Consider the following 22,302-nt stretch of genomic DNA (forward strand, 5'->3'; position numbering starts at 1 on the left):
CTGGCATCCGGTGCCCGTCGAACGTGACTCAGACGGTTGCGCGGCGACGACGCAGCACGAGCAGCGCGCCCCCGAGCATCAGAGTCAGCAGACCCGCGACGCCGAGGCCGGCGGCCGACGAGCCGTCGGATCCGGTCATGGCGAGCGACGAACCGGCCTTCGCGGTGCCCGTGGCGGCGAGTGGAGCCGAGGCCGAGGTGGCGACGGAGCCGATCACCGTGGGAGTGCCGGAGATGCCGGGGTTTCCGGGGGTTCCGGGGGTGCCGGAGGTGCCGGGCGTTCCGGGCTGACCGGGGAGGCCGGGCAGGCCGGGCAGGCCGGGGGTTCCGGGGGTGCCGGGCGTTCCGGGCGTTCCGGGCGTTCCGGGCGTTCCGGGCGTTCCCGGGGTGCCGGGGGTGCCGGGGGTGCCGGGCGTTCCCGGGGTGCCGGGGGTGCCGGGCGTTCCGGGGGTGCCGGGCGTTCCGGGGGTGCCGGGGGTGCCGGGGGTTCCCGGGGTGCCAGGCGTTCCGGGGGTTCCCGGGGTGCCGGTGTTCGAGCCGTCGGTGTCGCTGTCTCCGATGACCGAGACGGCGTTGCCGCCGATCGTGACGGGCAGGTTGATCGGGATGATCACCTGGTTGCCGCCGCCGATGCTGCCGGTGCCGTCGGTGATCACGTCGCCGATGCCGCCGGTGGAGCCGCCGGTGGTGGTGGCGTCTTCGGTGTGACTGTCGCCGATGCCCGAGACGGCGTTTCCGCCGACGGTGATGGGCAGGTTGATCGGGGCGATGACCTGGTTGCCGCCGCCGATCGAGTCGGTGCCGTCGGTGACGACGTCGCCCGTGCCGGAGCCCGAGCCGGTGGAGCCGCCGGTGGTGGTGGCGTCTTCGGTGTGGCTGTCGCCGATGCCCGAGACGGCGTTGCCGCCGACGGTGATGGGCAGGTTGATCGGGGCGATGACCTGGTTGCCTCCGCCGATCGAGTCGGTGCCGTCAGTGATGATGTCGCCGGTGCCCGAGCCGGTGGAGCCGCCGGTGGTGGTGGCGTCTCCGCTGTGGCTGTCGCCGATGCCCGAGACGGCGTTGCCGCCGACGGTGATGGGCAGGTTGATCGGGGCGATGACCTGGTTGCCGCCGCCGATCGAGTCGGTGCCGTCGGTGGTGATGTCGCCCGTGTTGGAGCCCGAGACGGTGGAGCCGCCGGTGGTGGTGGCGTCTTCGGTGTGGCTGTCACCGATGCCCGAGACGGCGTTTCCGCCGACGGTGACGGGCAGCTCGATGGGAACGAGCACCTGGTTGCCGCCGAGCACGCTGTCGGTGCCGTCGGTGGTCACCTCTCCAGCGCCCGCACCCGAGCCCGAGTCGCCGGTGGTGGTGGCGTCTTCGCTGTGACTGTCGCCCACGACCGACACGGCGTTTCCGCTGACGGTCACGGGAATTTCGACCGGCAGGATGGCCTGGTTGCCGCCGCCGACGCTATCGCCGCCGTCGGTGGTGGTGTCGGCCACGGGAGCCGGCGCAGGGGCCGGTTCTGCGGGAGCCGAGGTCTCGGCATCCGAGGTGTTGCTGTCTCCGACGACCGACACGGCGTTGCCGCCGACCGTCACGGGAACGTCGATCGACACCAGGCCCTGGTTGCCGCCGAGCAGGCTGTCACTGCCGTCGGTGGTCGCCTCGGGGGCGGGGGCCGATGCCGGTGCAGAGGTGTCGGCGTTCTCGCTGTGGCTGTCGCCGATCACCGAGACGGCGTTGCCGCCGACCGTGACCGGTGCGTCCACCGAGATGACAGCCTGGTCGCCCGAGAGCAGTCCGTCTGCTCCCGAGGTTTCCGCGGCATTCGCGATGCCGCATCCGGCGACGGCCAGGCCGCCTCCGACGAGCGCGCCCATGAGGACGCGCGAGTAGATCTTGCGCATGAGAGTTTCTCCTGTAGATGAGTGAGGGTGCGCGTGTGCGCGGGGTCGTCAGCCGTGTCGAGCACGGCGAGACCGGCCTCAGTCAGGAGAGACGTCGGTGTCGTAGACGGGGACGGAAGGCAGATCGTCGTCGACGTCGCCTCCGCTCGCGAGAAGAACGATCGAGGGCTGCGTCGCGGCGTCACCGGCGGTCGCGGGGGTGGTTCCCCCCGCTCCGGAGCCGGGGGAGGCCGTCGACGCCGAACCGGCGCTGGCGCCCGGCAGCATCAGCGGGCTGGGCTGCGCGGGGGCGCTGTCATCGGACGAGGGAAGGGCGACGGATGCCGTGACCCCCGGAGCCGCGACCCCGTCGAACGCGAGGGCCACGTCGGCGGTCTGAGCCTCGATCGCCCGGATGCCAGGAGCCGGGGCGGCAGAGACGTGCTCAGCGGCCACGGGGAGCGTGACAGGCGCCTCGGCAGGCTGCGGAGCCGTGTCGGTGGGCTCGACGACGGCTTCTCCACCGGGCTCGACGCCGGCTCCGGGGGTCGAGGGGAGTGCGGGGACGGTCGGAACCACCGGGTCGATCGAGGGCAGTTCGCCGATGACCTCGGGCACGGTCTCATCGACCACGCCACCCACTGTGTCGGTGATGTCCTCGACCACGGGAGCGACGACTCCTCCGACGACGGGGAGCGGCTCGACCACCTCGACGATCGGGTCGGTGACGGTGTCGACGACCTCGTTCACGGCGGAGCCGGCGTCGTTCACGGTCGCGGTGACGGTCTCGGTCACGTCGGCCACGGCATCCGGAACCGCCGACACCACGTGCTGCACGGGCTCCGCGAGGGGCGCGGGGACCGCCTCGGCGATCGGGGCGGGAGCCACCGTGGTCGCGACGTGGTCGACTACCGTGCCGGCGGTGTCGGTGACGTCGTTGACGGTCGATCCGACGGAGCCGAGCAGGCCCGAGCCGTCGTCTGCCGAGGCGGATGAGGCCGAGACGAAGAGCGAGACGAGCGCGAGCGCGAGGGCCGCGAGCACGCCGAAGAGGGCGATGCGCAGTGTGCGCGGCACCCCACTCTTCAACGTGTCATCCACGATTCGCCCCCCATAGGTGAATCCAAGGTGATTCCTGGGGCGCGACGATACGCCCCGATTCACCCGAGCGAAAGAGGCCTGGTGAATTCCCGGTAGTCGATCGGTGATCGGCGTGCGTCCGGCGACACGCCGGATGGAAAAAAAGATTTGACAGCGGCCCCCTCCGATCGGTAGGCGATCGGCGAGTTATCCCCCGGGTTGTACACATGTGGACGCCCTAGCAGACAACCTTCAACTTCCACTTCACACGGGTTTTTCCCAGCGGACCTGTGGAAAGAAAAAGACCTGTTCAAAGGTCACATCGGGCGCAAGATTGACATCCATCCACCGAGTTCTCCACAGCACTTGTGCACAGACATGGCGGCGTTTCCCGCAAATTGTCCACAGAGTTATCCACAGGCCTGTTTGCGTGGGGAGAATCACGTATCTAGCGTGGGTGCAGCCCCTCGGACAGCGCCTCACCACCCGTGCACGCTCCGATGTCGGAACTTCGTGTTTTCGTGCTCCCGAGGCCGTTCCACCTCTCTCCGCCGAAGCCGTTCGCGCGCGCGAGGAGGGCGGCGGGGCAGCCCGAGAGCAGAAGGAGAGTCCGTGTCGATCGCCGACATCGCCGAAGAACGTCTCGGTAAAGCACCTCGTCCCGAGCGCACGCCGCCGCACGACATCCTGGCTGAGCAGAGCGCGCTGGGCGGCATGCTGCTGTCGAAGGATGCGGTGGCCGATGTCATCGAGACGCTGCGCGGTCCGGACTTCTACGTGCCGAAGCACGAGCTGATCTTCGAGGCGATCCTCACGCTCTACTCGCACGGTGAGCCGACCGACGTCGTCGCCGTGACCGACGAGCTCATCAAGACCGGCGAGCTGCAGCGCGCCGGGGGAGCGGACTACCTGCACACGCTCACCTCGATCGTGCCGACCGCCGCCAACGCCGGATACTACGCGTCGATCGTCGCCGAGCGCGCGCTGCTGCGCCGCCTGGTCGAGGCCGGCACGCGCATCGTGCAGATGGGCTACGCCGGCGAGGGCGACCCGGCCGAGCTCGTCAACAGCGCGCAGGCCGAGATCTACAACGTGTCGGGCGACGACAGCGCCGAGGACTACATCCCCCTGACGATGGCGGTGGATGCCGCGGTCGAAGAGATCGAGGCCGCTCGCGGTCGCGACGGGTCGATGACGGGCATTCCCACCGGCTTCGCCGGCCTCGACCAGCTGACCAATGGTCTGCATCCCGGCCAGATGATCGTGCTCGCCGCCCGCCCCGCCATGGGTAAGTCGACGCTCGCTCTCGACTTCGCCCGCGCCGCCGCGATCAAGTCGAACGCCCCCTGCATCTTCTTCTCGCTCGAGATGGGTCGGAGCGAGATCGCGATGCGTCTGCTCAGCGCCGAGGGTCAGATCCCGCTGCAGAGCATGCGCAAGGGAACCCTCGACTCGCGCGACTGGACCACCGTCGCCGCCACCCGCGGTCGTATCAACGACGCGCCCCTCTACATCGACGACAGCCCCAACATGACGCTGGTCGAGATCCGTGCGAAGTGTCGCCGTCTGAAGCAGCGCGAGGGTCTGAAGATGGTCGTCATCGACTACCTGCAGCTGCTCACCAGCGGTAAGCGCGTCGAGTCGCGTCAGCAGGAGGTCAGTGAGTTCTCGCGTGCGCTGAAGCTGATGGCGAAGGAGCTGCAGGTTCCGGTCATCGCGCTATCGCAGCTGAACCGTGGTGCCGAGCAGCGCGCCGACAAGAAGCCCGCATTGAGCGACCTGCGTGAGTCGGGCTCGATCGAGCAGGACGCCGACATGGTGGTGCTGCTGCACCGCGAGGCGGCGTATGAGAAGGACTCACCGCGTGCGGGCGAGGCCGACCTGATCGTCGCGAAGCACCGTAACGGTCCGACCGACACGATCACGGTGGCGTTCCAGGGTCACTACTCGCGGTTCGCGGATATGGCGCCGGGGATGTGACCTCCGCGGTCTAGAACCGTCGAGCGCCGCCTTCTCGTTATCGTCGTGCGGTCGAATTCGACCGAGCGCGCAGCGCGAGCCCGACGACCGCGGACACCACCACGCAGAACCCCGCGTTCACCACCACGGCGGTGCTCACACCGAGGCTCAGGCCGGCGGCGCTCGCCGACATCGCGGGGGTGCCGACGGTGATGCCGATCTGCTGACTCATCGTCGCGAGTCCGGTCGCCAGGCCCTGCTCCTCGTCGCAGATACCAGTGGTCGCGGTGACCATGAAGCCGACGATGGCGACGAGGTTCGCGACGCCACCGACGAAGGTGCCGACGAGGACGACGACGAGCCATCCGGACATCAGGTCGAGGAAGGCGAGCGGGATCGTCGCCGCGGCCTGCACGGCAAGGCCCACCACGATCGCGCGCGTCGCGCCGATGCGCGCGATCATGCGGGGTGCGACGAGGCCGCCGATCACCGTGCCGACGCCCAGCACCGCGAAGACGAGGCCAGCCTGGAGAGGGCTGAAGGCCCGGACGTTCTGCAGGTACAGGGTGAGCAGGAACACGATTGAGGTCTCGGTTGCGAAGGCGATGACCCCGGCGATGTTGCCCCACGCGATCGCTCGACGCCGCAGGACGCCGAGAGGGACGAGGGGGTCGCGCACGACCCGCTCCGTCACCACGAATGCGATCACCATCACCGCGGCGAATATCAGGGATCCCCAGCTCCGCGCGTCGCCCCACGAGTGCTCGCTCGCCTGCGTCAGTCCGAAGACCGCTGCCGCGAGCGCGAGGGTGACGGTGAGGGCGCCGACGGTATCGAGTCTCGGCCTCTCGGTTGACCGGGTCTCACGGAGGACTGCGGGGGCGATCATCAGGACGACCACGGCCACGACGACGTTGACGAAGAAGGCCCATCGCCAGCTGACGAGGTCGGTGAGGAGGCCGCCGAGCACGGCGCCGGTCGTGAACCCCGCGGCCATGAGCGCGCCATTGATCCCGAGGGCGCGGTCACGGAGTCGTCCCTCGGGGAACGACGTCGTCAGCAGTGACAGCGCGGCCGGGGTGACGGCGGCCGTCGCGATGCCCTGCGCGATGCGTGCCGCGATGAGCACCCACGGTTCGTTCGCGAGCCCGCCCACGAGCGAGGCGACACCGAGCAGGGCGGTGCCGGCGAGGAACTGGCGGCGGCGGCCGAACAGGTCGGCGCAACGCCCGAAGAAGAGCGTGAAGCCGGCCGCGCACACCGCGAAAGAAGTCGCGATCCACTGCAGGTCGGCGAGACCGAAGCCGACCTCCCGGCCGATGCGGGGGAGCGCCACGTTCAGGATCGAGAAGTCCACCGCGAGAGTGAAGCTCGCGGTGAGCAGGACGAAGAGCGCCAGGCGCTGACGGATGCCGAGAGCGTCGGGCCTCTCGGTATCGGTTGCCGTGGCCGGGGAGTCGGTGTTCATGGCATCCACCCTGCGAACGAGGGCGCGGCGCAGCCAGGACCCCCTCGGTGGTACCCCTCGCAGGGGCAGGCACGCGGCGGGTGGAGTGGGTCAGACTGGAGCGGTGCAATCACCGCGCGGGCAGGGTCGGGTGTCGAGCGAGCTGGGGGACTTCCTCCGCAGCCGTCGCGATGCCGTGACGCCCGCGGCGGCGGGTGTGACCTCGTGGGGCCCGCGGCGGGTGCCGGGTCTGCGACGTGAGGAGCTGGCGCAGGTCGCCGGGATCTCGGTCAACTACTACACGAGGCTCGAACAGGGGCAGTCGGCCAACGCCAGCGATGCGATCATCGAGGCGCTCGCGCGCGCTCTCGACCTCGACGACGACGAGCGGGTGCACTTGTACGAGCTCGCCCGCCCGGTTCCGGCGCGCCGCACCCGCACGGCCCGCGCGGAGGTGGCAGTGCCTGGCGCGTTGGCTCTGCTGGCGTCGATGCCCACCGTGCCGGCGCTGCTTCTCGGGCGGCGCAACGACGTGCTGGCCTGGAATCGTCTCGGTCACGCGCTGGTGGCGGGCCATCTGGCGTTCACGGACCCGCAGGATCCGGCGACGCGTCCGAACCAGATGCGCCTGCTGTTTCTCGACCGGCACATGCGCGAGCTGCACCGAGACTGGGCCGAGGAGGCTGCGTCGGCCGTCGCGTCGCTGCGGTACGTGGCCGGTCAGTATCCCGACGATCGAGCGCTCGCCGAGCTCGTGGGCGAGCTGTCGATGAACAGCCGGGACTTCGCGCGTTTGTGGGCGAAGCACGATGTGCGTCTGTGCTCGAGCGGAACGAAGCGGCTGCACCACCCGCAGGTGGGCGACCTCGACCTGCATTACGAGGTGCTGCACTTGCCTGACAGCAACGGCCAGCGCCTGCTCACTCACACCGCCGAGGCGGGGAGCGCTGCGGCGGACGCGTTGGCGCTTCTGGGGTGATGACCCCCCGTGCCCGACTTCTCGAAGCCGGTTACGGAACCCAGAACCCCAGCGTGCAGAGCAGCCGGGTCTCGTCGTCGGCATCGGCCGGTGGCTCGATGGCCGGCGGGAATACCCCGAACTGCCGCCATTCGTCGGCGTGCGGGGTGACGTGCTCGTTCATGCCGGCGATCAGCTCGGGAGAGAGGTGGAACTGGATGCCGAAGTGCTTCGCGATCGAATACGCCTGCGATGCGCGGTACATCGCGAGGTGCGCGAAGCCCTCGTCGGCCGGGTAGTCGCCGTAGGTGAAGCGGAAGGTGTCGGCGACCTCGCCCGCCCCCACCGCGGCCGTGGCCTTGTCGTTGAGGGCGTCGTACGAGGCGATCGGGTCGTCGCCCAGCAGGTCGGCATCGGCGAACGGATCACCGTCGGCGGCCGCGCGCCCGGCGATCACGTCGGGCACCCACGCCTCGTCGTAGGCATGGCGACCCAGGATGCCGAGCAGCGTGGGCGACTCGAGCTGGCTCCATTCCTTTGGAACCGGGGCGGGGAAGTCGGCCGGGTCGAGCTGGTCGATGACCTCGCGAAGGGCGGCGTCGGCGTGGAGGAAGAGTTCGTCCGGTTTCATGGCGCAGACGGTACTCCGGGGTGCCGACACGGGCCAGACCCCTTCTTCGTCAACGACATCTCGAACATGACGCTGGTCGAGATCCGCGCGAAGTGCCGTCGCCTGAAGCAGCGCGAGGGTCTGAAGATGGTCGTCATCGACTATGTGTAGCTGGTCACGGACACGATTATGGCCGCGTTCCGCGGGCAACATTCGCGGTTGGCGGATATGGCGCCGGGGATGTGACCGTAGGTCGCTGGCGCGGCGGATCGCGACGCGTCTTCTGACCTAGGCTCCGAATGAGCACGCTCAAGTCAGAACGGGCGTCGGGGGGAATGTCATGACTATCGATACACGTCCGATCATCGGCGAGTCCGTCGACGACCTGGCAGAAGGCCTCCGCCCGTTCATCGAGCGGGTGTTCGCGGAGCGTCTCCCCGATGGACCGTCGTGGGTGCAGGTCATCGCTCACAAAGACGAGCTCGCAGGCAGACCCACCTCGCACCATCATGCGAATGATGTCGGGCTGATGTTGCGGGCGATGACCGAGAAATTGGGCAACCTCGGCTACCCCTTTGATGGGCGTATCTCGCGACAGGCGACGAACTGGGCGAGTGAGATGCGCGAGGTGCGCAACAAACACGCACACCAGGTCGAATTCGGCCTCGCCGAGACGTATCGAGCGCTCGATTCGGCTGAGCTGCTCCTTCGCGAAGTCGGCGCGGTTGACGAGGCGCAACGGATCGCGGCGCGCAAGCCGGTGGTGCTGTCGGCCCTGGGCGGTGGGGCGACAGGTCGTTCGCTTCCTTCGCCGCCGAGTGCGCCGCTTCCCGCGCCACCGGTCGTGCGGCTCCCCGCGCCACCGGCTGTTGCGACCCCTCTGCCGACCCCGCCGACGGCCACCGCCGCACGATCCACCGAGTCGGACGAGGCGGCATCGCCGCTCACCCGCAGGCAACTCCGCGAGCAGCCGGAGACGGGCACGTCTGAGACCCCACCTGCTCCGACGCCGAGCGCGCGTCTTTCTCTCGACGCGGTCACCGAGCTCAGCTACGCCATGGCGCACGCGCGCATCGTGCCCGTGCAGGAGGTTCGGGTCTCGTACGCCGGGCCCGAGCTTCGTGGAGCGTCTCTCGAGATCGAGGCCGCCACGGCCAATGGTTCCCTGGGGTCACCCAAAGTCGTGATTCTCGACCTTGCGCCCGGTCTGAAGACACTCGCTGGGCTCGACCTGCTGTCCCTCGATCCCGCTCCGATGCTCCAGGTCGATACGGAGCAGCCGGGCTTCATCACTGTCACTCTGCGCGGACCGGACGGCGCGGTGATCGCCGATCATCGGCATCCGGTCACCGTGCTGGCTGCGAACCAGTGGATCGCGAGGGAGCTGCATCTCGGCCTCGAGCTCCTCGCATCCTTCGCTCAGCCGCAGGCGACCGCATTGACGCCCGTCCTGCAGCGTGCCTCGGATCTGCTGGGGCAGTCGACCGGCCGCACACAGCTCGACGGTTACCAGAGCGACAATCCGGCGAGGGTGGATGCCATGGTCGCGGCCATCTGGGACGCCACGCGCGAACTCGACATCCGCTATGCAGAACCGCCGGCGAGTTGGGGCCTGCGCGGTCAGAAGGTCCGCACGCCGCAGGAGGTGCTCGAGGGACGGCTCGGAACGTGTCTCGACACGACGCTGACGATCGCCGCGTTGCTCGAGCAGGTTGGGATGAACTCGACGCTGTGGGCGGTAGACGGCCACATCTTCCTGGGTTACTGGCGTGAGGATGGCAGCCTCGGTCTGCCCGCGACCACCGATATCGAAGAAGCGGTCAACCTCGCCAAGCTCGGCCGGATTTCGTTGCTGGAGACGACGCAGGTGACCGGTGGCACGGCATCCGCCACGTTCGACCGCGCCCGTGCCACGCCCCAGGCGTATCTCGAAGCGCGCCGCGACGAAATCCTCGGCATCACCGACGTGCGCGCAGCCCGCGAGAACGGGATTCTTCCGCTCCCCAGCCGCACGGTGGGTCCTGATGGCGAGGTGACCGTCGTCGAGTATCGACCGCTGGACCGTGTGCTGGCACCGTTCATCGCTGACCAGCACGATGCGCAGGGCCGCCCAGTGGCTCCGCCGCGGGTGGCGCAGTGGAAGAACGCTCTGCTCGACCTGAGTCTGCGCAACCGCCTCATCAACTTCACGAGTAGCGCCGGATACCAACTCGCGGTGCCAGGCGCGGCACTCGGTCGGCTCGAGGACATGATCAACGGAGGAGCAAGCGTCACGATTCTCGCGTCCGACGACGTTCCCGAGATCGCGCGGGAGCGTGGCATCCGCTTCGGTCGCGACCGCGACGAGGCCGAACGAGAGGCGCTCCTGGCCGACAAGAGGCAGGCGCACCTCACCGACGTCACGCAAGCGGCGTATACGACGAGGCTGCGCGCTCTGGCCGCGAAAGCCAAGACCGTCACCGAAGAGACCGGCGCGAACAACCTGTATCTCGCGTTCGGCACCCTGCGATGGGAGTTCAACGACCGGCAGCTGCAGTCGCCGCTCGTTCTCGTGCCGGTGACCCTGGAGAGTGTGTCGCGTGGGCAGTCCTTCCGTCTCGTCCTCGATGAGGCGGGTGCGTCCACGCCGAACTACTGCCTCCTCGAGAAGTTGAAGGTGAGCTTCGGCATCGAGGTGCCCGGGCTTGCGAATCCGGCGACGGATGCCGCGGGGATTGACCTCGGCGCGGCGTTCGATGCGGTGCGCCAGGCGATGGTGGACGCCAAGCGACCGTTCATCGTCGAGGACACCGTTCACCTCGGCATTCTGCAGTTCGCGAAGTTCCGGCTGTGGAAGGATCTCGACGACAACTGGGAAGAGCTCGCGACAAACTCGCTCGTCACCCACCTGATCAGTTCGCCGAATGAGGCGTACATCGATGCGGTCCCGGCGCCGGTCGACGTCGATCTCGATGCGCTCTCGGCGCAGGTTCCCGTCTCCGCGGACTCTTCGCAGCTCGAGGCCGTCGTCGAAGCCGTTGAAGGCCGCACGTTCGTGCTCGAAGGCCCCCCGGGCACCGGCAAATCGCAGACCATCACGAACCTGCTGGCTCGGTCGTTGGCATCCGGCAAGCGCGTGCTCTTCGTGGCGGAGAAGCGTGCGGCGCTGGAGGTCGTGAGAGACCGATTGGATGCCGTCGGACTCGGCGCCTTCTCGCTCGACCTGCACGACAAGGGTGCGAGGCCGAATGCCGTGCGCGAGCAGCTCAGGGTAGCGCTCGACGCCACCGCCCGGCCTGACCGGGCGGCGTTGTCCGCGCAGCGGGAGGCGGCGGAGTCCAGCCGTGGCGCGCTGTCGCGCTACGCGCAGCGGGTGCACGAACCGAACGCGGCGGGTCTGTCCCTGTACTCGGCTCGATCGCAGATGTTGGCATCCGCCGCGGACATCCCGCCCTTGGATGTGCCGCATTCCCTGGTTGCGTCAGGCGATCACATCGACGATCTGCGCGCAACGCTGAGGGAGCTGCCCGCCGTCAGCGATCTAGCCCGCCCGGCGGCTCTGCATCCGTGGGGGTTCGTCGACGATCCGTCCATCGACGCGGCCTCTCTGCACAGTGCGGCCCGCACCTTCGACGACGCGCTCGCGGCCGTCGGTCCGAGCGAACTGCTGTCTCGCGTGCGCGCCCCGCAGCAGCTGGAAGCGTGGGCGGGTGTCGCTCGCGCACCGCGCCATGCTCTCAACGCCCTCGACCGGGTGCAGCCCGCAGTGATTGACGACGTCGCTCGGCGTCTGTCAAACGCGGCCGCGCAGCCCCCCTCGTGGCTCTCGCAGGTCGATGCGCGGGTACTCTCACGCAGCGTTCGCGACATCCACGCCGCCGCACTGGCCGCCGACGCGTCCTCGTTCTTCGGTCGCAGGAAGCGTCGGCGTGCGGTACTCGCCCAGTTCGCTACGGACCTGCGCGTCGAGCAGACCGCGGTCGATGTGCGGTCTCTCTCGACTCTGACCGGTGCCATGGCCGAGACGGCCGCACAGGTCGACGAACTGCGTAGCGAGCTGCAGCGTCTGCCCGTCGTGCTTGCGGCCCCCGACGTCAATCCCCACATGCCGGGCTCGGCGGACCAGGTCGTGGCCGCCCTCCGGTGGGCGGGTTGGCTTTCGATGACGCTCGCATCCGATGCCTCGACCGCCGGAGATCTCCGCTCGGACCTGCGCCGCATGTACGAGACGACGGCCCCGGACGCGGGGGCGGCCGAGCGGTACGCGGCGCTCGCCGCGGCGTGGCGCGCGGTCGTCGCTGCTGCGGGAGGTGGCGCGTCGCCTGACCAGCTCGCCATCTGGGCTGGGGATGACGGAATCGCGTCGACCTGGGAACGCACGCGGACGGCGCGCAACCTGGCGACGACCGATCCGGTCACGCTCGGCCGCTGGATCGACCTGCTCCGGCACGTGGAACCCCTGCGGCGCCACGGGATGCACGAGGCGCGGGAGGCGATTCTGGCCGGGCGCATCCGTGCCGACGACGCCGCGCTCGCCTTCGACAAGGGCGTCGCGGCGGCGTCCCTCGGTGAACGTGAAGACGCCACCGCCCTCAGCGACTTCGATCCCGCGGCGCACAACCGGACGATCGAACGGTTCGCCGCGAGCTCGGCGGCCATCCGCGGCGAGCTTCCGCGGGCTCTGCCGGCTGACATCCTCTCCCAGCGGCGGTTCGACCCGAAGTTCGACGGCGGCGACATGGGTGCGCTCAAACGTCAGCTCTCGCGGCAGCGCGGTGGGGACAGCGTGCGGACGCTCATGGACAAGTACGGCGAGCTGATCACCCAGATCACGCCGTGCATGCTCATGAGCCCGGAATCCGTCGCTCGGTTCTTCCCCGCTCGAGCCGGGATGTTCGACATCGTGGTGTTCGACGAGGCTTCGCAGATTCGCGTCGCGGATGCCGTGGGGGCGATGGGACGAGCGCGCTCTGTCGTGGTCGTCGGAGACTCCAAGCAGATGCCTCCGTCGACCTTCGCCGAGGTGACGGCCGACGTCGATGAGGCTGAGGCGGATGCGGGCGTCGTCGCCGATGAGGAGTCCATCCTCACGGAGTGCACCCAAGCGCGCGTTCCGAGCAAGTGGCTCTCGTGGCATTACCGCAGCCAAGACGAAGCGCTCATCGCCTTCAGCAACCACCAGTACTACGAGAGCCGTCTGTCGTCGTTTCCGGCGCCGCTGCGCGACTCCACGGCGTCTGCACCCGGCGCGCTCGCCGCAACGAAGCCCGACTACGGTCTTTCTCTCGTGCGCGTCGACGGTCGGTTCGAGCGTTCGGGTGGGCGTGGAGTTCTTCGAACGAACCTCATCGAAGCGCAGGCGATCGTCGACGAGGTGGGCCGTCGGTTCGCGGCCGCCGGCGACGCGGCGCCGTCGATCGGCATCATCACGTTCAACGTTCAGCAGCGTGACCTCATCGACAACATGCTGCGTGACGCGTCCGATGAACGCATCGGTCGCGCGCTCGACGAGCGCGATGGATTGTTCGTGAAGAACCTCGAAAGCGTGCAGGGCGACGAGCGCGACACCATCCTGTTCTCCGTCGCCTTCAGCAAGAACGACCGCGGAATGCTGCCGCTGAACTTCGGGCCGCTCTCGCGTGCAGGGGGAGAGCGGCGGCTGAACGTCGCGGTCACCCGTGCGCGACGACAGGTCGTGCTGTACGCGAGCTTCGATCCCGCTGAGCTTCGTGCCGAGCAGACCTCGGCTCGTGGACTCAAGGACCTGAAGTCCTACCTCGAGCTCGCCGCCCGCGGAGTCGCGCCGACCGATGACTCCACGTCCCGCGTGCCCGTGATCGATCGGCACCGAGATGAGATCGCCGCGGTCCTGACCGAGCGTGGACTCGTCGTGAAGACGGACGTCGGGCTCTCGGACTTCCGTATCGATCTCACGCTCGCATCCGCGTCCGACCCCGCCCAGCCGCTCATCGCCGTCCTGCTCGACGGTGAGGGCTGGCGCGCGCGCCGCACGGTGGCCGACCGCGATGGCCTGCCCGTTGATGTCCTCGGCAGGTTGATGCGGTGGCCGGGGGTCGAAAGGGTGTGGCTGCCGGAATGGCTGGATGATCCGGATGCCACGGCCGACCGACTCGTCGCGGCTGTGGAGGCCGCCAAGGCCGGGAAGCGGTCTGCTTCAGACGCGCCGGTGGAGCGGGTCGAGAATCTCGACGCGCTTCCGGCGGAGGAGCCGCTTGAGCCTCAGCGCGGGGCAGTGCCGGCAGGACAGGACGACGAGGATGCCGTCAGTGTGACGCATCCGCACGTCCGCCCCTTCGTGCCCTGGACGATCCCCCTGTCTGGGGGAGTCTCTGTGCTCGACGCTCTTCCGAGCCCATCTGCTTCCGGGCGGGTTCGCTCCGCCATCGTGGATGCCATCGCCGCCGAGGGGCCGATCTCGCGGGCACGCTTGGCGCGAGTGGTGGCGGAAGCCTTCGGACTGTCACGTGTGTCGGGCGCACGGGCCGCAGCGATCCTTCGGCTGATCCCGGATGCTTCTACTCGCCGAGGCGATGAGCAGTTCGTCTGGCCGGCGGACGTGGATGTGTCGACGTGGCGAGACGTTCGCACGAGTAGCCCGGGGGAGAGCCGACCGCTCGAGTCCGTCGCTCTGGAGGAGATCGCGAACGCGATGGCCGTTGTCGCTGAGCTCGGCGGTGGGGTGCGCGAGGACGAGATCAAACGAGAAGCTTTGCGGCTGTTCGGTGGAAAGCGGATGACGACGCAGATCTCCGAGCGACTTGCCGAGGCTCTGACGGTGGCGGTGGCCACGCGACGGGTCGAGCTTGCGCCGTCGGGAGCCTATGTCGCCCGTTTCTGAGCGGCGATGATCGCGTTCAGCCGACGGCTAGAGTGACGTCGATCACCGTGAGGAGCGCATTATGGGGCGAGGATTCGCAGTCGTCGATCTGGAAACGACAGGTCTGTTTCCGCAGAAACACGATCGCATCGTCGAGGTAGCGATCGTGCACGTGTCGCCCACCGGTGTCGTCGAGGGAGTCTGGGAGACACTCGTCAATCCGATGCGGGACATGGGTGCGCAGCGTATCCACGGCATCAGCGCCGCTGCGGCCGCGCGAGCTCCGGAATTCGGTGCGCTCGCGCCGTCCATCGCCTCGCTCTTGCGCGGGCGGGTACCTGTTGCGCACAACGCCAGTTTCGATGCACGGTTCTTGGCTCACTCGATGGAGCAGGCCGGTCTGGCGTGTCCCGATTTCGCGTACTGGATGTGCACGATGCAGCTCGCGGGCACATTCCTGCCGGGCAATCGGAGTCTCGCCGACTGCAGTGCTGCCATCGGATATGCGATGGAGAACGCTCATCGCGCCTCCGCCGATGCGCTCGCTGCGGCGGCGCTTCTTCGCGCCTACATCGGCGCGGGTCAGGATCCCGCCTGGTGGGATGGGTGGCTCGCCACCCCGGGTGAGTGGCCGGACGAGCCGTTCGACACGGCGGCCTGGTTGGCGCGCACGGACTCCGATACGGCGCCGCGGTCGGTTCTCGAGCGGTTGCACGTGGACGTCGCGACTGACGCCGCCGTCGACGACGGCTCCTTGAATCTGGATTACCTCGCTCTGCTCGATCGCGTCCTCCTCGATCGATACATGTCCGCCACGGAGACCGATGACCTCATCCGTTTCGCCGCTGAGCTGAACCTGTCGAGCACCGCGGTTCGGCGCATCCATCGCGCCTACTTCGACGGCTTGGTTTCGGCGGCCTGGGCGGACGACCAGCTCACCGCTGACGAGTGGGCTGACATCCAGAAGATCGGTACTTTGCTCGAGATCGACGCGGAGACCATCGCCGGCGCCGCTTCGAAACCGGATGCCGCGGTCCCGACCCTCAGCACCGGCTTTCGCCTGTCGCCCGGTGACACCGTCGTCATCACCGGCGAAACGCGCCGAGATCGAGCGGCGTGGTTCGACATCCTCACCGAGCGCGGTCTGATTCCAAAGGACAGCATGGTGAAGAAGGCCAAAGTGCTCGTGGCCGCCGACCCCGATTCGATGTCGGGGAAGGCGCGGCAGGCGCGGGCGTGGGGGATTCCGATCGTTACGGAGGAGGGGCTGGAGAGGTTGTTGGGGTTGGGGGCTGGCGAGTAGCGGCGGCGTCTAGGGACCTCAGCGTGCAGGGGGCGATGCCCGGGGGTGGGGCCCGTGTCAGCGCCGTTATGCACCTCTCGCCATGATTTAGGGCAGTATGTCCCACGTCGCAGAAATTCGTCGACGAGTTGCCGTCCGCGAGCGACGCCATGGGGGTGGGGCAGAGAATGGCCGAGAAGGCAATTGCGGATAACGCGGCCGAGCGTCTGACGGAATCGACTTGGGGGGTGGGATACCGGACGGTTTTCCGAGTAAGACCGCATGTCGATGCGATCGAAGTCGCCGAGCGCCACGTGCGCGGGTGGCTCGGCGAGAAGCTTGGTGGTGTCGGTCGACTCGACGACTGGGACGGCGCCACCAGCCGTGACTTCGATGATCGATACTCAATCCTCGTCACAGGTATCCACGACGCGGATGAGAGCGTTGGACGCAGGCTTTACCGGTTGGTCGACGCTAACCTCACCGGGACATTCATTATCTCCATCTACGCCGCACGAGAGACTGGCGCAAAGCGGGGGCTTCTCGTCGTTGAAGGCGCACTGGACGGGGTCACCGACGACGCTGCTTTGGACGTAGTTGGTACCCCACGCATTGTGCGTGACCTCCTCGATGAGCTCGAGCCACTGGATGGATCGACTCTCCTGACTAGCCGGCCGCAGTTCGTCAGATCTGAGGACGTTCGTTCCGTCCTGGACGCAATCACGGACAAAACTCGCATCGGGTCCGTAATTGTCGCTTCTTCGCCGGGCACGGAGGTAGATGTTGCGTGGTCCGAGATCATCGAGAAACTGACGCGCAATAGCCTCGGAGTCGCTGCGACATTTGTGATCGCTGCGGACGCTGTCCCTGTTCTCAACCAACACTTGCCGGCGTCGCACGAAGCGCCGGCCGGCCGCGTACGAACCTTTGGCCCGGACGTCCAGCTCGACGATCCGCTCGACGGTCGGGCGCACCGCTTCCTCGGCCCATCCACACTCGCCCGGGCGATTAGGGGTCGAACCGTCATCGGCAAGCTACCCGCAGTGCATGCCCGCGGGCCGCGACTGCGTCTTCTGGAACGCGCGCTCCCGGCAGATGCCCGTCGAACCATCGAGTTGCTCGATCGAGCCGGCCGACGGCAGAGAATCGCTGAACAGGTTGCGATCGAGTCCGCAGGCGAACAGCGGATACTCCCCGACTCGAGCGCCGCTGGCGCGCCGTCCGAGAGCGGTCCCTCGGAGGCAACCACAGGTACGCGGACACCCGTCTTGGCGATCCTCAAGCGCGTGCTGGCCCGGTGGCTTGGGCGCGCGGAAGTCACCGAACTCGAAGTTGAGGAACTCGACACCTTCATCGCTGCGAATATCGCGGATGCTCGCGTAGCCCAGGACTACATCTCTGAAGTTGAAGCCGAGAACGATCGTTTGCTGACTGAGTTGACTGATCTGCGAGCGCAGCTTGACGAACTCGGATTTGAAATTGCACTTTCGGCAGACGAGGTTCGAGTATTCAATCGTGAGAACCAGCTGCTCAAGGCGCGATTGCGTGAACTTCACGAGTTTACGCCCCCTATCGATGCTGAAGCCGAGCTTTGGGCTCCGCCGGCTGACGTCGAGGAATTGATCGCGCGCATAACTCCGGGTGAGGATGCTCACACGGCATTGCAGTACGTGGAGTTCACTGGCGACCCTGCCGCTGTCGCTGAGGTCAGGAAGCGGGACCATTACGGCAAGTACGCGAATGACTTGTGGGACTACGTGCGCGTTCTCGCTGAATACGCGGCTCTCCGTGAGGGTGGCGTATTCGATGGAAGCGTGTATATGTACCTCGAACAGGACGACGTCGACGGATTCAAGTGTTCTCCGCAGCGGCATGCGGCACGTGAAAGCGAATCGGTTCTACAGAACAACAAATGGCGAAGCGAGCGTGAACTGCCCGTGCCGGCCAGTGTGGACCCGACGGGGCGAATTCTGATGCAGGCGCACTTCAAGCCCACTCATCGAGACCAATTTGCTCCGCGCATGTACTACTTGGACGATGTAAAGTCCACCGGGAAGATCTACATCGGCTACATCGGTCGTCATCTCTCAAATACAAGAACGTCCTGAGCTTGGGCTCTGCGAGCCGATGGCATATGCGCCTGTTTGAGATAAACCACACGGTCTCGTCGCCCGCAGGAGGCCGACCTAGCGCCGCTTATGGAGCGTCCGCTGCGAGCTGCTGCTCGTTCTCGACGGCGTTCATGTCGAGCACGTCCACCGAAGCGACGGGCTTCTGACCGTCCCCGTTCAGGTTCCGACGACGCATGTGGGTTGTCCTTCGTGCGGGGTGGCTGCTGTCGTTGCATGTTGCGTAATGTGCCCGGCGTGATGCGAGCGCGAATCGTGTGGCGGCAAATTGTCCCGCGGTGCGGCGACGAGGGTTCCGCGAAGACGACGTGCGGCTCGATGCCGGCGAGTCCAGGTGCGACCGGGGTCGCCGCCCAAGACCGCATCAGTACCCCGTCGGACCCGAGCTACTGTTGCTCATCGACTCGGTTAGCGTAAGAGGGTTGTACGCGAGTCGGGAGAGTCTGTGGTTACAGGTCCACTGAAGGGTCAGGTCGACAAGGTCTGGGATGCGTTTTGGTCGGGCGGCATCGCCAATCCGGTCGAGGTGATTGAGCAGATCACGTACCTACTCTTCATCAAGCGGCTCGACGAGTTGCACACCAAGGCCGAGCAGAAGGCTGCGCGCTTCGGCGACCCGATTGAAAGCCCGATCTTTCCGGACGGTTACGACAGCGACCTGCCGGGGCGCAGGCCGTTCCGCGACCTCCGGTGGAGCGTGTTCACGAACTACTCGCCCGTCGAAATGTTCGATGTTGTCTCCGAGCACGTCTTCCCGTGGCTGCGCCGGCTCGGTGCTCAGGGCTCGAGCTATGCGCGCAACATGCGCGACGCGCGATTCACAATCCCCACGCCGGCGCTGCTGACGAAGGTCGTCGACCTGCTCGCCGAGATTCCCATGGAAGACCGCGACACCAAGGGCGACATCTACGAGTACATGCTGCTCAAGCTCTCGACGAGCGGCACGAACGGGCAGTTCCGCACTGCCCGGCACATCATTCAGCTCATGGTCGACCTGCAGCAGCCGCGCCCGGACGACCTCATTATCGATCCCGCGGTGGGTACGGCCGGGTTCCTCATTACCGCCGAGGAGTACTTGCGCGCGCACCACCCCGAGATTTGGACGGATGCCGCCACCCGCGCCCACTTCAACGGTCCGATGTTCACCGGCTACGACTCGGACGCCTCGATGGCGCGCATCGCGAGCATGAACATGCTGTTGCACGGCGTCGAGAACCCGACGATCGAACGCGCCGATTCTCTATCGGAGGGCCACCCGGGGCTCGACCAATACACGCTCGTGCTCGCCAATCCCCCGTTCGCTGGGTCGCTTGACGACGAAACGGTCGCGAAGGACCTGCAGAAGGTCGTGAAGACACGCAAGACCGAACTCCTCTTCCTCGTTCTCATGATCCGGATGCTGCGCAACGGCGGTCGCGCGGCCGTGATCGTGCCCGAGGGTGTGCTCTTTGGCTCCTCGAACGCGCACAAGGCCGTGCGCAGGATGCTCGTCGACGAGCACAAGCTGGATGCCGTCATCAAGCTGCCGTCGGGAACCTTCAAGCCCTACACGGGGGTGTCCACCGCGATCTTGCTGTTCACGAAGACCTCGTCCGGGGGGACCGACCGCGTCTGGTTCTACGACGTGCGCGCCGACGGCATGACGCTCGACGATAAGCGGACGCCGATCGAGGCAAACGACCTGCCCGACGTACTCGCCCGTTGGCAGGCACGGGATGCCGAGACCGCCCGCACCCGGACCGATCAGAGCTTCGTCGTGCCAAAGCAGGAGATCGTCGACAACGGCTACGACCTCTCGCTCAATCGGTACAAGGAGATCGAGATCGAGGAGGTCGAGCACCGCTCCCCCCTTGAGATCCTGGAGGAGATCGATTTGCTCGAGGTCGACATCCAGGAGGGCCTGAAGCGCCTGAGGGAGATGCTCGCGTGACCTGGCAGACCGTTCCGCTAGGGGAGGTCGCTGATCTGCGGGCGGGAGCGGCATTCCCTCTCGCTTTCCAAGGCCGCACGGCAGGTCAGTATCCGTTCGCCAAGGTAGGCGATATCGGAGAAGCTTCACGCTCGAACGGCGGGAATTTATCGACCGCGCGAAATTATGTCGATGAAGCCGACCTCGTCGCCCTGCGCACGCGTCCGATCCCGGCGCTTAGTACCCTGTTCGCGAAGATCGGGGAGTCGCTCCGGCTTAACGCTCGTGCCTTCAACGGCGTGCCCGTGCTCATCGACAACAATGTGATGGCGGCTGTCCCGGGGAGTGACGTAGACCCGAGGTTCCTGTTCAGATTTCTCCAGCAGATCGACTTGGGCCAGATTGCCAGCACCACCTCCGTCCCGTCATTGCGGAAGACGGACCTAGCTCGCTGGCCGGTCCGGCTCCCACCCCTCCCCGAGCAGCGCCGGATCGCCGCGATTCTCGACGAGGCCGACGCCCTCCAATCGACGGCTATAAAGCTCACCACGGCAAGCGCGTCACTCGCTGAGTCTGCGTTTCGCGAACTCGAGTTGACGCTCGTTGACGAGCATGTGGTGCCGCTTTCGGAGATCGCCACGGTTGGCTCGGGTATAACAAAAGGCCGTAGGCCGCGGCCGACGGGGCTTGTCGAGGTGCCGTACATGACCGTCGCCAACGTGCAGGACAAGCGTCTTGACCTGTCGAACGTGAAGACGATCGACGCCAGCGAAGCAGAGATCCAGCGGTATCGGCTTGTCACGAATGACCTGCTTCTTACCGAAGGCGGTGATCCAGACAAGCTTGGCCGCGGTGTTGTGTGGAGGTCGGAGCTTCCCGTCAGCATTCATCAGAATCACGTGTTCCGAGTCCGAGCGATCGACACTTCCGTCGACATGACGTGGCTGAGCTGGGAGATCGGCAGTGACTACGGGAAGCGGTACTTCCTGCGTGCGGCCAAGCAGACGACGGGGATCGCGACGATCAACTCGAGTCAGCTGCGAGACTTCCCGGTGAGGATACCGTCGAAACCCGCTATCGCGACCTTCACGCAGCGACTCGATGAGGCCGAAGCTCTCAGAATGACATCTGCACGTCGGGTCGACGCATTCGCGACCCTCTTCGCGTCCCTCCAACACCGGGCTTTCCGAGGACAACTATGACCGACACCACGGCCCGCGAGCCGATCTCAACGATGCCGCGGTGGTACGAGTTCTTTCGCCCACTTCTGGAGGTACTCGCCGATGGTCAGACATGGCAGAAACGTGACATGGAGCGGGCCGTCATCGCCCGTGCAGGTCTTTCGGAGGATGAGATCGCAGAGACGCTCAGCTCTGGTCAGCCTCGAGCGCTGAACCGAATCGGGTGGGCAACGTCTGCGCTTCGCCGAGCGAAGGCGATCGAGTCGCCGTCGCGAGCGCATTTCCGCATCACCGAAACCGGACGCGGACTGCTCCGTGAGCACGAGGGGGCGATCCCAGAGCCCGTTGTCTACGCGATTCCGGCTTACAGCGAGTACACCCCCGCGCGCGGACGGAAGACGATCACCGTCGATCCATCCCCCGCGACAGTTGAGGACGCCGACCCAGATGAGCTCATCAGCTCGGGAATCCAACTCATCGAGAGCGACACAAAGTCGACGCTTCTGCAGCGGCTGAGAGAGAGCGACCCGTATGACTTCGAGCGCGTCGTCCGTTCGCTGCTGGTGAAGATGGGCTATGGCCGCGATGGAACGATGTCTCCCTTGCGGGGCTCGGGCGACGGGGGTCTTGACGGAGTGATCGACCGCGACGAGCTCGGGCTGAGCAAGATCTACGTGCAGGCGAAGCGCTACGCCGAGGCGACAATCGGTCGCCCGAAGGTCCAAGAATTCGTGGGAGCTCTTGCCACACGGGGTGCGAACGTCGGAGTGTTCTTCACGACGAGCCGGTTCACCGCTGAAGCAGTTGATGCCGCGGAGCGCGTGCCGCAGGAGATTGCCCTCGTCGACGGCGAACGGCTTACCGCGCTCATGCTCAGGCACAAGGTGGGCGTGCAAGTAGCCCAAACGATCGAAATCCTCAAAGTCGACGAGGACTTCTTCGCCGACGAGTAGCCGGCGATCGGATTCTGTGCTCGACGACCATGACGAGCACGCCGACGCGGACCAGCTTCGGGATTGAGCTTCGATCTGGAGGCAAAGTCGGCACCGTTCGCTAG

The 22,302-nt window shown here is 66.8% G+C and carries 12 protein-coding genes and 1 pseudogene; 9 read left to right on the plus strand and 4 right to left on the minus strand.

Annotated features, from left to right (window positions below):
• Positions 1 to 28 precede the first annotated feature (28 nt).
• Both RWH43_RS05935 and RWH43_RS05940 read right to left on the minus strand, forming a co-directional pair.
• Complete coding sequence (locus tag RWH43_RS05935) at positions 29 to 1,894, minus strand: beta strand repeat-containing protein (RefSeq protein ID WP_316000922.1); 1,866 nt, start codon at positions 1,892 to 1,894, stop codon at positions 29 to 31.
• Positions 1,895 to 1,972: 78 nt separating this feature from the next.
• Positions 1,973 to 2,950, minus strand: a complete 978-nt coding sequence (locus RWH43_RS05940) for a hypothetical protein (RefSeq protein WP_316000923.1) — start codon at positions 2,948 to 2,950, stop codon at positions 1,973 to 1,975.
• Positions 2,951 to 3,565: 615 nt separating this feature from the next.
• Here RWH43_RS05940 and dnaB point away from each other — a divergent pair.
• Entirely contained in the window at positions 3,566 to 4,933 is a 1,368-nt protein-coding gene (dnaB, locus tag RWH43_RS05945) for a replicative DNA helicase (protein WP_316000924.1), read from the plus strand.
• Positions 4,934 to 4,970: 37 nt separating this feature from the next.
• On the opposite strand, the gene RWH43_RS05950 is transcribed toward dnaB, so the two are convergent.
• Entirely contained in the window at positions 4,971 to 6,380 is a 1,410-nt protein-coding gene (locus tag RWH43_RS05950; protein WP_316000925.1) for an MFS transporter, read from the minus strand.
• Between the two features lie 196 nt (positions 6,381 to 6,576).
• On the opposite strand from RWH43_RS05950, the gene RWH43_RS05955 reads away from it, so the two are divergent.
• Complete coding sequence (locus tag RWH43_RS05955; protein WP_437127381.1) at positions 6,577 to 7,338, plus strand: helix-turn-helix domain-containing protein; 762 nt, start codon at positions 6,577 to 6,579, stop codon at positions 7,336 to 7,338.
• Positions 7,339 to 7,369: 31 nt separating this feature from the next.
• Here RWH43_RS05955 and RWH43_RS05960 read toward each other — a convergent pair whose 3' ends face one another.
• Positions 7,370 to 7,948 carry a DinB family protein gene (locus RWH43_RS05960; protein ID WP_316000926.1) on the minus strand — a complete coding sequence of 193 codons (579 nt, stop codon included), beginning with the start codon at positions 7,946 to 7,948 and terminating at the stop codon, positions 7,370 to 7,372.
• Between RWH43_RS05960 and RWH43_RS17725 the strand changes: the two are divergent.
• The 7 genes and pseudogenes from RWH43_RS17725 to RWH43_RS05990 form a co-directional block, all read left to right on the plus strand.
• Positions 7,922 to 8,095, plus strand: a pseudogene (locus RWH43_RS17725) (DnaB-like helicase C-terminal domain-containing protein); the annotation flags it as partial. The gene RWH43_RS05960 and the pseudogene RWH43_RS17725 overlap by 27 nt on opposite strands.
• Positions 8,096 to 8,267: 172 nt before the next feature.
• The gene (gene proA / locus RWH43_RS05965; protein WP_316000927.1) at positions 8,268 to 14,765 is read left to right on the plus strand and encodes an anti-phage protein ProA; all 6,498 of its coding nucleotides are present in this window, start codon (positions 8,268 to 8,270) and stop codon (positions 14,763 to 14,765) included.
• Positions 14,766 to 14,826: 61 nt separating this feature from the next.
• Entirely contained in the window at positions 14,827 to 16,047 is a 1,221-nt protein-coding gene (locus RWH43_RS05970; protein WP_316000928.1) for an exonuclease domain-containing protein, read from the plus strand.
• A 167-nt stretch (positions 16,048 to 16,214) separates the two neighbouring features.
• Entirely contained in the window at positions 16,215 to 18,134 is a 1,920-nt protein-coding gene (locus tag RWH43_RS05975) for a hypothetical protein (RefSeq protein ID WP_316000929.1), read from the plus strand.
• Positions 18,135 to 18,600: 466 nt separating this feature from the next.
• Complete coding sequence (locus RWH43_RS05980; RefSeq protein ID WP_316000930.1) at positions 18,601 to 20,085, plus strand: type I restriction-modification system subunit M; 1,485 nt, start codon at positions 18,601 to 18,603, stop codon at positions 20,083 to 20,085.
• Positions 20,082 to 21,266 carry a restriction endonuclease subunit S gene (locus tag RWH43_RS05985; RefSeq protein ID WP_316000931.1) on the plus strand — a complete coding sequence of 395 codons (1,185 nt, stop codon included), beginning with the start codon at positions 20,082 to 20,084 and terminating at the stop codon, positions 21,264 to 21,266. The genes RWH43_RS05980 and RWH43_RS05985 overlap by 4 nt, the downstream gene beginning before the upstream one ends.
• Complete coding sequence (locus RWH43_RS05990; RefSeq protein ID WP_316000932.1) at positions 21,263 to 22,198, plus strand: restriction endonuclease; 936 nt, start codon at positions 21,263 to 21,265, stop codon at positions 22,196 to 22,198. Before RWH43_RS05985 ends, RWH43_RS05990 begins: the two co-directional genes overlap by 4 nt.
• The last annotated feature ends 104 nt before the right edge of the window (positions 22,199 to 22,302 follow it).

It is taken from the genome of Microbacterium algihabitans, assembly GCF_032464975.1.
Taxonomy (GTDB): domain Bacteria; phylum Actinomycetota; class Actinomycetes; order Actinomycetales; family Microbacteriaceae; genus Microbacterium; species Microbacterium algihabitans.